This is a genomic window from Nocardia higoensis NBRC 100133 (genome assembly GCF_000308595.1).
Lineage (GTDB): Bacteria > Actinomycetota > Actinomycetes > Mycobacteriales > Mycobacteriaceae > Nocardia > Nocardia higoensis.
The window spans coordinates 12,924-26,792 of sequence record NZ_BAGA01000182.1 but is presented as its reverse complement, the minus strand read 5'-3'; the positions used below and the strand labels follow the sequence as shown (position 1 = coordinate 26,792).

Here is a 13,869-nt window from a genome sequence, read left to right as displayed (position 1 = left end):
TCGTGGGTGTTGTTTCAGCGGCCGAGATAGGCACGGCGCACCTCGGGATCGTCGAGAAGTTCGGTGGCCGCCCCGCGGGCCACGATTTCGCCGTGCTCGAGGACGTAGCCCCGGTCCGAGGCGCCGAGCGCGAGCTTGGCGTTCTGCTCCACGAGCAGCACCGACAGTCCGTGTTCGCGGGAGTAGCGGCTCATCAGGCCCACCACCTCGGCGGCGAGCTTGGGCGACAGGCCGAGGGAGGGTTCGTCGAGCAGCAGCACCCGGGGGCGGGCGATGATCGCCCGGCCCATGGCCAGCATCTGTTGCTCGCCGCCGGACAGGGTCCACGACAGGCTCTCGCGGCGCTCGCGCAGCCGGGGGAAGACGTCGTACACCTCGTCGATCGCCGCTTTCAGCGCCGAACCGCGCAGGCGTCCGGCGACCGAGGCGACGTCCAGGTTCTCCGCGACGGTCAACCCGGGGAAGACGCGGCGGCCCTCGGGGACGAGGTTGAGTCCGTTGCGGGCCAGCCAGTCGGTGGGCTTGCCGGTGATGTCTCTGCCGTCCAGCCGGATCCGGCCGCGCTGGGGTTTCAGCAGACCGACCAGGCCGTTGAGGGTGGTGGTCTTGCCCGCGCCGTTGGCGCCGATGAGGGTGACGACTTCGCCCTGGCCGACCGTGAGATCCACGCCGCGCACCGCGCGGGCCGCACCGTAACTGAGTACGAGGTCCTCGACCTCGAGGATGGCGTTCATACTTCCTCGCTCGTGCCGAGATAGGCCTCGAGGACCTGCGGATGTTCGCGGACCTCGCGCGGTGTGCCCTCGGCGATCACGTGTCCGTTGTCGAGCACGGTGACCTGGGAGGCGACCGAGGCGATGAAGTCCATGTTGTGTTCGACGACCACCATGGACAGCCCGGTCGCGCCGATCTGCTGCACGATCCCGGCCAGCCGGATGGTCTCGGATTCGTTCATGCCCGCCGCCGGTTCGTCCAGCAGCAGCAGTGTCGGATCCAGCGCCATGGCCCTGGCGATCTCCACCAGACGCCGATGTCCGTAGGGGAGGGTGCCCGCGACGCGTCCGGCGTCGTCGGCGACGCCGACGAGTTCGAGTAGTTCGTGTGCGCGGTTCCGCATCCCGGCCTCGGCCCGTCGGTATCCGCCGGTGAGAGCGATCGCCGAGAGCAGACCGAAACCCCGGGTGTGGTGCATGGCGACCATGACGTTCTCCAGGACCGTCATGTCGTCGAAGAGCCGCAGGGTCTGGAAGGTGCGGGCGATTCCCCTGCGGGACAGGGTGGTCGAGTCGCAGCCGGTCACCTCGGCGCCGTCGAGCTCGATGCGGCCCGCATCGGGCCGGTCGACGCCGGAGATGCAGTTGATCATGGTCGATTTGCCGGACCCGTTCGGTCCGATGAGTGCGCGGGTCTGGCCTGCCTCGACAGTGAGGTCCACTTCGTCGAGGGCCACCACGCCGCCGAATCGGCGGACCAGTCCGCGGACGGTGAGCGCGCCGGTCATGGGACAACTCCTTCTTCCTCGGCCTCGGCCGCACGGTCACCGGTGCCCCGCGATCCCCGTAGCCGGGCGAATGCCGACTGCGCCACGCCCCAGATGCCCTGCGGCACGAAGGCGACCATCACCAGCAGCAGCACGCCGTAGAACAGCAGGTAGTAGTCCTGGAAATCGCGCAGCAGTTCGGGCAGGAAAGTCAGCAGGAAAGCTCCGGCGACCGCGCCCCAGGGGCTCTTCGCGCCGCCGACCACGACCATCGACAGCATGGTCACCGACAGCGACATGGTGTAGGTGCCCGGGCTGATGTAGGTCACGAAGCCCGCGTTGAGCGCGCCCGCCAACCCGGCGAACGCCGCGCCGATGGTGAAGGCGAGGACCTTCACCCGGGAGAGCGAAACCCCCATAGCCGCCGCGGCGGAGTCGTTGTCGCGCACGGCGCGCATCACCCGGCCGTAGGAGGAGTGATGGATGCGATGCACGATGTACACCGACGCCACTGCCAGCAGGCCGACGAACACCGCCCAGTGCGGCACGGTCTCGAGTTCGAGCGAACCGATCAGCGGGCTGATGATGCCGCGGACGCCGGTGGCGCCGCCGGTCAGCCAGGTCCAGTTGATGAGGATCAGCGCGATGATCTGACCGAACCCCAGGGTGACCAATGCCAGGTAGTGGCCCTTGAGCCGTAGGGCGGGAACTCCCAGCGCCAGCCCGACCAGGGCCGCCAGCGCGACGCCGGCGATCATGGCGAACAGGAACGGCGTATCGAAGTGGCTGATCAGCAGCCCGGTGCCGTAGCCGCCGAGTGCGTAGAAGCCGGCCTGGCCCAGCGAGACCTGTCCGGCGAGGCCGAAGGTCACATACAGTCCGACCGCGGCGATCACCATGATCTCGGCGTTGATGACGATCTGCAGCCAGTAGTTGTCGGTGATGCCGAAGGCGAGCACCACAGCCGCCACGATCAGGGCGGGCCACAGGATCAGCGACGCTCGCGAGGTGCCGGTGACTTCACGCAGCAGCCCGGGGGCGAGTTCCCGCTTCGGAGGATCGCTCTTGTTCAGTTGCGTCAGGGTCTTCACAGCTTCTCACCCACTCGAGATCCGAAGATTCCTTCCGGCCGCACGAGCAGGAACGCGATCATCAGCGCGAAGACGATGAGCTCCTTGCTGTCCGAGCCGATGTACGTGCCTGCCAGGTTCTCGACGACCCCGAGCGCGAATGCCGCGACCGCTGCGCCGGGCAGATTGCCGAATCCTCCGATCACGCAGGCGGCGAACGCCTTGAGCGCGATCAGGAAGCCGAGCGTGCCGGTGACCGAGAACATCGGAGCCACGAGGACGCCGGCCGCGCCGGTGAGACCGGTGCTGATGGCGAAGGCGATGATGACCATCCGTTCGGTGCGGATGCCCATGAGTTTCGCGGTGGGGGCATCCACGGCGGTGGCCTGCATCTGACGGCCCAGCCGGGTCCGCGAGAGCAGCAGGGTGACTCCGACGATCAGGGCCACCGAGACCACCGCGATGAACACCGACACCGTGGAGATCCGGGCGCCGAAGATTTCCAGCGAGCGGTTGGGCACCAGCGAGGCGAGGGTCCGCGGTTCCGGTCCCCACACCAGGTGGGCGATCTGCTGTAGCACGAGACCGACCGCGACGGTGGAGATGATCAGGGAAGCGTGCGATTTGCCGTGCAGTGGTTTGTAGGTCACGCGCTCCATCAGCACACCGGCGAAAGCCGCCGCACCGATACCCAGCAGGGCGGCGGCCACCAGGGGCACACCGGCCGAACCCGCGACCGCGGAGGCGATGAACGCGGCGAGCATGACGAACTCACCCTGGGCGAAGTTGAGCACGCCTGAGACCCGGTAGGTGAGCAGGAACGCGACGGCGAGCAAGGCGTAGATGCCGCCGATCGCGATCCCACTTGCGAGGGACTGGGCGATCATGAGAATGGACCTCTGACTTTCGGTATGAGAGGCGCCGGCCCGACAACCTTGTGCCGTAGCCGGTTCGGGTGGACAGGGGTCAATCGGTCGAGGCGAACAGCCCTGTGAACGACTCGTACAGCGCGGGCTGACGGGTCGCGAGCGGATCCAGGTGATAGCCCTGGACTTTGGAATGGGAGTCGACGAGGTCGATGGTCTGGATGATGTCCTCCTCGAACCCGGTCCGCGACCAGATCGCGGTGGGGAAACGCATCAGGGCGACCGGCTGTCCGGGCAGGAACCGGTCGGCGAGCACGATCTGGCTGCCGAATCCCGCGGGATTGTCGGTGCGGGCGCAGGAGATCAGGTGGGTGCGGTTCTCCTCGGTCCGTTCCACCGCGGCCTGGGTGGCGGCTTCGAGGCGATCCCAGGAGACGGGGTGCGCGATGACTTCGGCGCCGCGCAGCGTGAGGATGCGCGCCACTTCGGGCAGCCACACCTCGTCGCCGATCATGAGACCGAGCCGGCCGAAGGGGGTTTCGGCGACGACGAGATCGTCTCCGGCGCTCGCCCATCCCCGCTCCTCGGCATTCAGATGCGCTTTGCGGTAGGTCGCGGCGATCTGTCCGGCGTCGTCCACCAGGTATGCGGTATGGAAGTACCGGCCCGCGTCGTGCTCGACCAGACTCGCCACCACCCAGACTCCGTGCGCGGCGGCGGCCGTGCGGAGCACATCGAGAGCCTGCGCCGAGAGTGCCGCCGCGGCAGCGGGATTCGCCGCGACCTCGCCCGGCCGATGGATGAACAGTTCGGGGAACACGCCGAGGCGCACGCCGCGTGCGGCGGCGTACTCCACCTGCGTGCGCACCCGGGTGAGGGTCCACGAGGTGGCGTGGTACCAGGAGGTCTGCAGGGTGGCGACGGTCAGCGGGCGCGCGGGCGTCCCCGCTTCGACCGGTCCGTACATCGCGGCGGCGGCGTGGGATTCGATGGGGGCCAGGAGTTCGCCGTAGAGGTCGGGGCGCCGGAAGTCGTCGAGCGCGCCGATCCCCGCGAGCACCTTGGGGTGCGCGGTGGCGGGGGTGATGTCCGCCCACACCATGCCCTCGGCGGTTTCTCCCGCGTTGGCCAGGATCTCCCCGGTGGGGCTCACGATCTGCGAACCACCGGTCCAGGGGTAGCCGTCCGCCGGGCCGCCGACGGTGTTGGCCGCGATGTGCCAGACGTGGTTCTCGATGGCGCGCAACGGTTCGTGCACCCGCATCTCGTCGGGGCCGCGGGAGTTCAGCGAGTTGACCAGGATCTGCGCACCGCTCAGGGCGAGTACCCGGGGCACCTCGGGAACGATGCCGTCGGCGCAGGACAGCTGCCCGATACGGCCGAGCCGCGTCGAAACGACCTCCAACGGCTTGGAACCCGGTGTGAACAGCGTGTATTCGTAGTCCCAGAAGACCGTCTTGTGGTGGACGTGCAGGATCTCGCCGGTGGAATCCACCAGGATCTGACCGATGTGCACATCGGGGGCCTGCGCACCGCGCAGATCCACACCGACGGCGACCATCACGCCGAACTCGCGTGCCGCGGACCGGATTCCGCTGACGAACTCGCCGTCGAGCGTTTCGCACTGTGCCCAGGCCTGTTCCCGGTCGACGTAGGTCCGCACCCGGTTGGAGTTCTCCGGGGTGACGAGCAGTTCGACACCCGCGCGGGCGGCCTGCTCGATGTAGTCGACGACCGTCGCGAGATTCGCGGAAACGTCCTCACCGGAGAAGAACTGCGCTGCAGCCACACGAATCGTGGTCGGCGTTCCCTGAGGATGAAGTCGAGCCGTTATCACAAGGACTCCGTTACTACTATGTGCAAAAGACTCTTTCGTCTTGTGCAATCGAGGTGAGCCTATGGTGTGATAGGTCACGAGTCAACGGGGCAATTCGTTGTTATCACGGCGGAAACATTCGGGTGGCCAGTTAACATTCGGTAACCGGCCGGCAAGGTCTGGCGACCTGGTTGCGTAATGTCGAATCCTCCTATTGCATAGTGCAAAAATCTGGCCGCCAGAACCGCTATCCGACTCGAGGTGCAAATGACCCCCCCACGCACGCTGGCCGAGAAGATCTGGGACGAGCACGTCGTCGCCGCAGGGAACGGCGGCGGGCCCGACCTCCTCTACGTGGATCTGCATCTGGTGCACGAGGTGTCGAGCGCTCAGGCCTTCGAGGGACTGCGGCAGAGCGGTCTGCCCGTCCGCCGCCCCGACCTGACCCTCGCGACCGAAGACCACAATGTCCCCACCACCGGACCGGACCGGCCGATCGAGGACCCGATCAGCCGTCTCCAGATCGAGCAGTTGCGGCGCAACTGCGCCGAGTTCGGCATCCGGCACATGCCGCTCGGTGACTCCGGCCAGGGGATCGTCCACGTGGTGGGACCGGAGATGGGCCTGACCATGCCCGGCCTCACCCTCGCCTGCGGGGATTCGCACACCTCCACCCACGGCGCCTTCGGCGCACTCGCGATCGGCATCGGCACCAGCGAGGTCGAGCACGTGCTTGCCACCCAGACTCTTTCGCTGGCCAGGCCGCGCACGATGGCTGTGACGGTCGAGGGCGAACTCGCCCCGGGAGTCACCGCCAAGGACGTCATCCTGGGAATCGTCGCCAGGATCGGAGTCACCGGTGCGCAGGGGCACATCCTCGAATACCGAGGCTCGGCCATCCGGTCACTGTCGATGGAAGGCCGGATGACCGTCTGCAATATGTCCGCCGAGACCGGCGCCCGCGCGGGCCTGATCGCACCGGACGAGAAGACCTTCGCCTATGTCGAAGGCAGGCCGCACGCCCCGGCCGGCGCCGACTGGGACGCGGCCGTCACCTACTGGCGGACACTGCACAGCGATCCCGGCGCCCGGTTCGACACCGAAGTCCATATCGACGCGGCCGAGCTGGCCCCGCTGGTGACCTGGGGAACCAACCCCGGCCAGAGCATCCCGATCCACGACCGGGTCCCCGCGCCCACCGACTTCCCCGACTCCGGCGCCCGCGCCGCCGCACACCGCGCTCTCGAATACATGGACCTGACTCCCGGCACCCCGCTCCGGGACATCCCGGTCGACGTCGTGTTCATCGGTTCCTGCACCAACTCTCGCATCGAGGACCTCCGTGCGGCGGCCGCCGTCATGCGGGGTCGGCATAAGGCCGACAGTGTCGAGGTGATGATCGTGCCGGGATCGGCGCGGGTGCGTCGGGAAGCCGAGGCCGAGGGGCTGGGGGAGGTGTTCGAACGGTTCGGCGCCCAGTGGCGTCATGCGGGCTGCTCGATGTGCCTGGGCATGAACCCGGACAAGATGGCAGGCGCCCAGCGCTGCGCCTCCACCTCGAACCGCAACTTCGAAGGCAGGCAGGGGCCGGGCGCGCGCACCCATCTGGTGTCCCCGGCCGTCGCCGCCGCGACCGCGGTGCGCGGCCGGTTCAGTGCGCCGGACGATCTCGACTGATCTCGGCGCCCGTAGTCATCTTCCGTCGCGGACGGTGTCGTGATCGATTCCCTGTCGGAGCCATCCGAAGTGGCGCTGTCCGTCGAACAGATATCAGCGTCGACGTGGACGGCTCCTTCGAGAACAACGTCTCTGGAATCAGCGTCTCCGAAAGAACTCTGGAAGGAATCTCCGTGCGAGTACCTATTGCGCTCCTTGCCGCCCCCGCATCGATCGGGCTGCTCCTGCTCGGCAGCGGGCAGGCCGCGGCGCTCTCGGTGACACCATCGGCCGGTGCTGTGAGCATCGAGTTGACCCCGGCCGAAGCCCAGACGATCACCACTATGAATCTCGGCCCGCTGCTGGGTGCGCTGCCGCCGAACTACACACCGCAAGCCAAAGCGCTGCTCGGCGAGGCCATTTCTCGTGCCGCCGCCGCGGCGGCGCGCACACCCGGCTCCACGCTGACCATCGTCGTCGACGAGCCGCTCCTCACTCCGCCCGGTGTGAGCGTGATGGTCACTCCGGGACGATGAGCGGCACTATCCGGGTGTCTCGGCTATGAGGGCGTCGAGCACGTCGAAGCTGTCGTGCGCGGTCACGCCGGCGACGGCGCGCTCGACGCCCACCCGGGAGACGTCACGGGGCTGCATCCGGTCTCCGGCCTCGGCCGTGCATACCGCGGCGAGCAGGAGTTCGGTGATGGCGGCGCGATACAGCATCCAGGTGCGTTCGAAGTCGGCGTCGATGCCCGCGGCGGCGAGGCGGTCGGTACGGAACCGTTCGATCCAAGCCGGCACGGGCCGCTTCCTTCGCTACAGAGCACATTCCCAGTGCCGTGTGCAGTGCTTGCGTTGCCACAGTGAACCTTTCGCCGCCGACCGTGGGTTCCGGATCGATTCCACCGTCGAATGCATTGAATCACCGCGGCTCCGAACTCGTCTCGATCGTCGGAGGGAATGTTCCGAGCAGCTCGAGATGTGGATTCCATAGTCCTCGGACGGTTCTCGGATGGTCCTGAGCTCCCGCGGCGAAAGTCAGAGGTTCGCCCCGCGTGGTGCTTCCCCCCGGTTGCGCACCTCGTTTCCGATCTCGCGGACGAGCTCGCGCGTGCTGCCGAGCAGACCGTCGAGGACGAGCGCCCGCCGCACATGCCGGTGCAACTCGTGTTCGGCGGTGAAGCCGATTCCGCCGAGTACCTGCTGACAGTGGCGTGCCGCGGTGGTCGCCGCGCGGCCGGTGGCTGCTTTGGCGAGCAGAGCGCCGAATTCGTCGTCGGCGTGGGCGAGCGCGGCTTCGGCGCCGTCGAGGGCCACCAGGGTCTCGGCAAGGCGGTGACGCACGGCCTGGAAGGAGGCGAGCGGGCGGCCGAACTGGACGCGTTCGAGGGCGTGGGTGCGCGCGAGCGACAGCATGGCGTGTCCGGAGCCGAGCAGCCACCAGCCGAGCGCACGTCGACCGGCTGCCGAAGATGTCGCGCTGATCCGGCCGAGGTGTTCGCCGTCGGGTCCGCCCAGGCGGATCGGGCGTAGCGGAAGTTCCTCGTCGAGGAGAGCGGCACGGTGGGCCGCGCGCGAGGCGGGTTGCGACGGCCTCTCCGGCCCGGTTACGGAACGATCCCAGATCACCCACCGGCCACCCGCGAAGGGCAACGGCACGTCCGGTGGGAGGGTGGGATCGGCGGTGCGTAGGACGTCTACGAGCACCGACGCGTGCGCACCGGTCTCGCCGAGAAGCCGGAAGACGGTGGGAATCGCGACTTCCGGGCTGTCGGCCAACATCTCGGCCCAGCCGAGATCGGCCAGCGCGCGATCGAGTTCGTTGCCGCTCGCGGCGGTCATGGCCGTGCGGATGGCGTCGGCGAGCAGTCGCAGTTCGGCGGCATCGAGAAGGGAACCGCTCTGGGCGGGGTCGGCCATAGGGTCACTCCTTGCCGAGGTCGAGCAGGCGGCGGGCGATGATATTGCGCTGGATCTCGGCGGTGCCGCCGTAGATGGTCGCCGCGCGGGAATAGAGGAACTCGGTGCGCCAGGGGGAGTCGTCGAGTTCGACCACCCCGGGCAGTACGTCGCGGGCGGTGTCGAAGAGGCGTTGTTCGGCTTCGGCGAGCAGCACCTTGTCGACGGAGGTCTCCGGGCCCAGGCGTTCGCCCGCGCCCAGCCGTCGCTGGGTGGCGTGGGAGCGGCAGCGCACGGTGTGCAGGGCCAGGTATGCCACGCCGAGTTCGGCATCGGAGGCGTCGGTGGTGGCCGCGAGCAGTTGGTCGAACCGGGTGAACAGGTAGGCGATGCGATGCCAGAAGCAGGTGGAGCGCTCGTAGGGGAGCAGATCCATCGCCAGGCGCCAGCCGTCGCCGGGATTGCCGAGCATGCGGTCGGCGGGAACGACGACGTCGTCGAAGAAGACCTCGGCGAACTCGTCCACGCCGTGCATGGTGCGCAACGGGCGCACGATGATGCCGGGGGAATCCATGTCGACGAAGAAGGCGGTGATGCCGTCGTGACCGGGGCCGGTGCGGGTCAGCAATACGCAGCGGGCGGCATACTGGGCCAGGCTGGTCCACACCTTCTGGCCGGAGATCAGCCAATCCGCGCCGTGCGGAGTGGCTTTCGTGCGCAGTGAGGCCAGGTCGCTGCCGGAGCCGGGTTCGGAGAAGCCCTGGCACCACTGCTCACTGCCGGAGAGCAGCCGGGGGACCATATCGGCGGCGAGTTCGGGGCGGGCGTAGGCGATCATGGTCGGGGCGAGTACCTCGATCATGGACCAGATGCCGGGCTCGGCGAGGTCGCGGGAGGCGATCTCCTCACCGAGAACGGCGCGCAGAGCGGCAGGCCCGCCCAGGCCGCCGACCTGTGCGGGCCAGCCGTAGCGCATCCAGTCGGCGTCGAAGAGTGCGCGCCGGACCCGGAGCAGTTGTTCGACCTGGCCGTCCAGAGAGTGGTCCGGGCCGGGGGAGAGGTCGTGCTCGTCGAGCCAGGCGCACAGCTTCGACCGGAAGGCGGCGATATCTCCGACGGTGCGAGCGGTCACGGCTCACGCCTCGGAGCGCTCGAAGGCGTGCGGGATGCCCGAATCGTGGTCGCCGTTGCGGCGGATGAAAGTCATCCGGCGGGTCTTCAGCCGCCAGCCGTCGGGAGTGCGCTCGAGGGTGTCGGTGTAGTAGCCGATACGCATGTCGTGGGTGCTGTGCTCGACGAAGCACAGCGGCTGGGTGCCGGTGGCGGTGTCGCCGTCGATCTCCAGTACCGGGATGCCGGTGAGGAACAGCCCTTTCGGGGCGGCGGCGACCAGATCGGGGAAGACGTCGAGGGTGTAGGTGTCGCCGAAGGCGCTGTAGGTGCCGTCGGGGGTGAACACCGCGATCAGGCCCTTGATGTCGCCCTGGGTGATGGTCACCGCGTAGCGGGCCAGCACCTGCTGGATCTCGAGCAGGTCGTCACTTCTGGACATGGATTTTTCCGCCTTTCATCACGAAGCGCACATCCCTGGTCACCGTGATGTCGTCGAGCGGGTCACCGGGGACGGCGATGACATCGGCGAGCTGACCTTCGGCCAGGCGGCCGCGGTCGGTGACGCCGATGAGTTCCGCGCCGCGAATCGTGGCCGCGCGCAACACGTCCACCGGCGGCAATCCGCGTTCGACCAGCGCGACGAGTTCGTCGGCATTGCGGCCGTGCGGGATGGCGGGCGCGTCGGTGCCGACGGCGATCTTCACGCCCGCTTTGTACGCGGCGAGCACGGAGGTGCGAGCCTTGGGGAACATGAGGGCCGCCTTGGCCTGCAGGGCCGGATCGGCTTTGGAGACGTCCATCGCGTCGGCCAGCCGGGTGGTCGGCACCAGCCAGGTGCCGTTCTCGACCATCAGGTCGATGGCGGCGTCGTCGATGAGGAAGCCGTGCTCGATGCAGTCGATGCCGGCCGCGACGGCGTGCGCGACGGCTTCGGCGCCGTGGGTGTGGGCGGCGACCTTGAGCCCGCGCCGGTGCGCCTCGTCGACGATGGCGCGCAGTTCCTCGTCCGAATAATGTTGTGCGCCCGGCGCTCCCGTGAGGGACATGACACCGCCGGAGACGCAGATCTTGATCAGCTGAGCGCCGTGCTTGATCTGGTAGCGCACGGCTTTGCGGACCTCGTCCACGCCGTTGGCGATGCCCTCCTCGAGGGTCAGCTTCAGCACGTCGGGCGCGAAGGCCGAGAACATGGTCGGGTCCAGGTGCCCGCCGGTGGGCGTGATGGCGTGGCCGGCGGGCACGATGCGCGGACCCTCGATCCACCCGGCGTCGATGGCCTTGCCGAGCGCCACGTCGAGCAGGTAGCCACCCGTCTTCACGAACAGGCCGAGGTTGCGCACAGTGGTGAATCCGGCGCGCAGCGTGCGGCGGGCATTGCCGACCGCGCGCAGCACCCGCAGCGCCGGATCATCGGTCACGCTGGAGGCGAGCCCGGTCTCCCCGCGCCCGCCCATCAGGAGGTTGACCTCCATGTCCATCAGCCCCGGCAGCAGGACCACATCGCCCAGATCGACGACTTCCCCCTCCACCGGGCCGCCGACGCCGACGATGCGGTCGCCGTCGATCCGCAGGACGCCCGGCCGCTCGATCTCGCCGGAGTCGACATCGAGCAGCCCGGCCGCCCGCAGCGTCAGCGCCGACATCGCTCAGACCACCGGTTCGCGAACGACATCGAGATATGCCGCGCCGGAATCGGGTACCCGCGCCTGTTTCCACACCTCGATCGGGAAGGACACCATCACCAGCGACTGGAGCAGGTGGAACAGGTGACGGCCCTCGTCGGGCAGATCGTTCCAGTCGTACTTGCTGTCGATGAAGTCCAGCGCCGCCTGCAACCGCGGGAAGACCGTGTCGTACAACTCCTGCATCTCGTCCATCGACGAGGCCAGCCGCTTGGCGTAGCGCTCGGGCTCGGTGGCCAGGATCCAGCCGGCGAACTTCTGCAGATCGGCGAACTCGGCCGGCAACGGCTTGGACTGGTCGGGCCGGGACTGGTCAGTTGTTGCCATCGCGGTACTCCTCGACGATCTTCTGGGCGGTCTTGTGCAGGTGGCGGAGCAGGATCTCCTGATCGTTGAGCGGGAAGTCGGTGATCTCCCGGGTCGCGATCATGGTCTGGGTTGCCTCGAGGGTGTTCGCGTCCTGGAGCGCGTACTCCTTGAAGGTCACCGCGGCCAGTTCCTGGGCGAGCCGCTCGCGGGCAGTGCGCGCGGGCACGAAGTACAGGTTCGCCTCGAAGATGTGGCGGTCCACGGCCGTCGGCCAGTAGTGGTAGGTCAGGAACCAGCCGGGCGCCCAGAACAGCAGCGAGAAGTTCGGGAAGATCTCGAATTCGTCCACGCCCCAGGCCTTGTGGCCCGCGGGATTGAGGCCGGGCGGCAGTGGGTCGAGCCCTTCGATGTCGGGACGGTCCCACGGGCCGAACAGGCCACTGCGCAGCTCGCGCTCGAGCGGCTTGACCATCATCGGGTCCCTCGGCGGGGCCATACCGCCCCAGGAGGACACCATCGAATGCGGTGCGGCGATCTCGTAGTGCAGCGCCTCGAAGCCGTAACCGGCGAGTTTGTCGGCCTCGTCCTTGACCGCCTGCTTCTGGTGCAGCACCGGCGCGTGATAGAACTCGGCGAAGGCGTCGATGAACAGCTTCCAGTTCGAGCCGATCTCGGCCCGGTAGCTGTAGACCTCGCTCATCTCGGCGAAGGGATAGCCCTCGAGGCCCTTCATCATCGGACCCAGGTACTCGGTCAGCGGCTTGGCGTTGTCGTCGAGGTTGACGAAGATGAAGCCTTCCCAGAGCTCACAGCGCACCGGCTTGAGACCGAACTTGCTCTTGTCCAGGTCGAAGAACTCACCCTCCTGCTGGACGAAGGTCAGGTCGCCTTCCAGGCCGTAGCGCCAGGCGTGGTACTTGCAGGTGAACTGCCTGCAGGTACCCGCGGTCTCCTCGTTGGGGAAGTCGTCCCAGACGAGCTTGTTGCCGCGGTGACGGCAGATGTTGTGGAAGGCGCGGACCACGCCTGCCTTGTCTTTGACGATGATGAGCGAGGTGCCCACGCAGGCCAGCTCTTTGGTGAAGTAGCTGCCGGTCTTGGGCAGCTTGTTCACCCGGCCGACATTGAGCCAGCTCTTGCGGAAGATCGCGTTGCGTTCGTCCTCGTAGAAGGCCGGGTCGATGGAATCGGTGTAGTCGACCGGATCGGTGCCCAGTTCCGGGTAGTTCTGCGTCCAGCTACCCGCGGCTGGTTTGGCGAAGTGGGGCAAGGCAGTACCTTTCGTGCTGAGTGGCCTGCGGCCTAGGGCTTGACGCCGAAGGTGTTGAAGGCCATGGCCATGGTGGTGTAGCCGCCGACGGTGAAGACGAAGTCCATCGCCTGCCGCTCGTCGAGGTGTTCGCGCAACGCGGCCCAGGTGGCATCGGTCAAGGTGGTGTGTTCGGCGAGTTCGTCGACGGCGGTGAGCACCGTCTGATCGAAGGGGTCCGTGCTGCGGCCGAGCCGGATGGCGGTGATGTCGTCGGCGTCGAGCCCGGATTGCTCGGCGATCTCGAGATGGTGCTCCCACTCGTAGGCGCAGTGTGCGCGATGGGCCACCCGCAGCACCGCCAGTTCGCGCAGCCGGGCCGGCAGGGTCGAGCGGAACAGCAGATACACACCGAATTGCAGGAACGCCTCGACGAGATCGGGGTGCCGCACCATCGTCGACATCGCCGGGCCCGCGCCCTCGGGATTCTGGCGGGCGCGCGGCAGCAGTGCGCGCAGGGCTTGGCGACTGCGGTCGTCCCATTCGTCGGCAGGCAGCGGTGGCAGCCGCATCGACACCTCCTAGGAGAATCTGATTCTCATAAACTGAACAATAGATTTTCACGCCTGGCGGCGAGTGTCAACGTGAGAACGACGTGGGCGGATGCGCGCGGACGCCGGCTACCGGTGGCCACGCCGGTGGCCTCGGACCTTCGATGCGTGGACACATT

Annotated in this window: 15 protein-coding genes; 2 read left to right on the top strand and 13 right to left on the bottom strand. The window is 67.8% G+C overall.

Features of this window, described 5'->3' with window-relative positions:
* Nucleotides 1-14 precede the first annotated feature (14 nt).
* The 5 genes from ON26_RS29830 to ON26_RS29810 all read right to left on the bottom strand — a co-directional run bounded on the left by ON26_RS29830 (nucleotide 15) and on the right by ON26_RS29810 (nucleotide 5,205).
* Nucleotides 15-734, bottom strand: coding sequence for an ABC transporter ATP-binding protein (locus ON26_RS29830; protein WP_085999109.1), 720 nt, complete (start codon nucleotides 732-734; stop codon nucleotides 15-17).
* Nucleotides 731-1,501, bottom strand: a complete 771-nt coding sequence (locus ON26_RS29825) for an ABC transporter ATP-binding protein (protein WP_040801422.1) — start codon at nucleotides 1,499-1,501, stop codon at nucleotides 731-733. The genes ON26_RS29830 and ON26_RS29825 overlap by 4 nt, the downstream gene beginning before the upstream one ends.
* The gene (locus tag ON26_RS29820; RefSeq protein ID WP_051027907.1) at nucleotides 1,498-2,571 is read right to left on the bottom strand and encodes a branched-chain amino acid ABC transporter permease; all 1,074 of its coding nucleotides are present in this window, start codon (nucleotides 2,569-2,571) and stop codon (nucleotides 1,498-1,500) included. The genes ON26_RS29825 and ON26_RS29820 overlap by 4 nt, the downstream gene beginning before the upstream one ends.
* A complete protein-coding gene (locus tag ON26_RS29815) occupies nucleotides 2,568-3,437 on the bottom strand; it encodes a branched-chain amino acid ABC transporter permease (RefSeq protein ID WP_040801420.1) in 870 nt (289 codons plus the stop codon). The genes ON26_RS29820 and ON26_RS29815 overlap by 4 nt, the downstream gene beginning before the upstream one ends.
* A 79-nt stretch (nucleotides 3,438-3,516) precedes the next feature.
* On the bottom strand, nucleotides 3,517-5,205 hold the full coding sequence (locus tag ON26_RS29810) for a carbon-nitrogen hydrolase family protein (protein ID WP_040801418.1): 1,689 nt from the start codon (nucleotides 5,203-5,205) through the stop codon (nucleotides 3,517-3,519).
* Between the two features lie 294 nt (nucleotides 5,206-5,499).
* Here ON26_RS29810 and leuC point away from each other — a divergent pair, with 294 nt between their 5' ends.
* Together leuC and ON26_RS29800 are read left to right on the top strand one after the other, a co-directional pair.
* Nucleotides 5,500-6,909, top strand: coding sequence for a 3-isopropylmalate dehydratase large subunit (gene leuC / locus ON26_RS29805; protein WP_040801416.1), 1,410 nt, complete (start codon nucleotides 5,500-5,502; stop codon nucleotides 6,907-6,909).
* Between the two features lie 173 nt (nucleotides 6,910-7,082).
* Nucleotides 7,083-7,424, top strand: a complete 342-nt coding sequence (locus ON26_RS29800; protein ID WP_157172077.1) for a hypothetical protein — start codon at nucleotides 7,083-7,085, stop codon at nucleotides 7,422-7,424.
* A 6-nt stretch (nucleotides 7,425-7,430) separates the two neighbouring features.
* On the opposite strand, the gene ON26_RS29795 is transcribed toward ON26_RS29800, so the two are convergent.
* The 8 genes from ON26_RS29795 to ON26_RS29760 form a co-directional block, all read right to left on the bottom strand.
* On the bottom strand, nucleotides 7,431-7,688 hold the full coding sequence (locus ON26_RS29795) for a hypothetical protein (protein ID WP_040801412.1): 258 nt from the start codon (nucleotides 7,686-7,688) through the stop codon (nucleotides 7,431-7,433).
* Between the two features lie 237 nt (nucleotides 7,689-7,925).
* Nucleotides 7,926-8,807, bottom strand: coding sequence for an acyl-CoA dehydrogenase family protein (locus ON26_RS29790; protein WP_040801410.1), 882 nt, complete (start codon nucleotides 8,805-8,807; stop codon nucleotides 7,926-7,928).
* A gap of 4 nt (nucleotides 8,808-8,811) precedes the next feature.
* Nucleotides 8,812-9,918, bottom strand: coding sequence for an acyl-CoA dehydrogenase family protein (locus tag ON26_RS29785; RefSeq protein ID WP_040801408.1), 1,107 nt, complete (start codon nucleotides 9,916-9,918; stop codon nucleotides 8,812-8,814).
* A 3-nt stretch (nucleotides 9,919-9,921) separates the two neighbouring features.
* Complete coding sequence (locus ON26_RS29780) at nucleotides 9,922-10,338, bottom strand: nuclear transport factor 2 family protein (RefSeq protein ID WP_040801406.1); 417 nt, start codon at nucleotides 10,336-10,338, stop codon at nucleotides 9,922-9,924.
* Entirely contained in the window at nucleotides 10,325-11,542 is a 1,218-nt protein-coding gene (locus ON26_RS29775; protein ID WP_040801404.1) for a metal-dependent hydrolase family protein, read from the bottom strand. Before ON26_RS29775 ends, ON26_RS29780 begins: the two co-directional genes overlap by 14 nt.
* A gap of 3 nt (nucleotides 11,543-11,545) precedes the next feature.
* On the bottom strand, nucleotides 11,546-11,908 hold the full coding sequence (locus ON26_RS29770) for a hypothetical protein (protein WP_051027904.1): 363 nt from the start codon (nucleotides 11,906-11,908) through the stop codon (nucleotides 11,546-11,548).
* On the bottom strand, nucleotides 11,895-13,160 hold the full coding sequence (locus ON26_RS29765; protein ID WP_040801400.1) for an aromatic ring-hydroxylating oxygenase subunit alpha: 1,266 nt from the start codon (nucleotides 13,158-13,160) through the stop codon (nucleotides 11,895-11,897). The genes ON26_RS29770 and ON26_RS29765 overlap by 14 nt, the downstream gene beginning before the upstream one ends.
* Nucleotides 13,161-13,192: 32 nt before the next feature.
* Entirely contained in the window at nucleotides 13,193-13,711 is a 519-nt protein-coding gene (locus tag ON26_RS29760) for a carboxymuconolactone decarboxylase family protein (RefSeq protein WP_040801497.1), read from the bottom strand.
* Nucleotides 13,712-13,869: the final 158 nt, after the last annotated feature.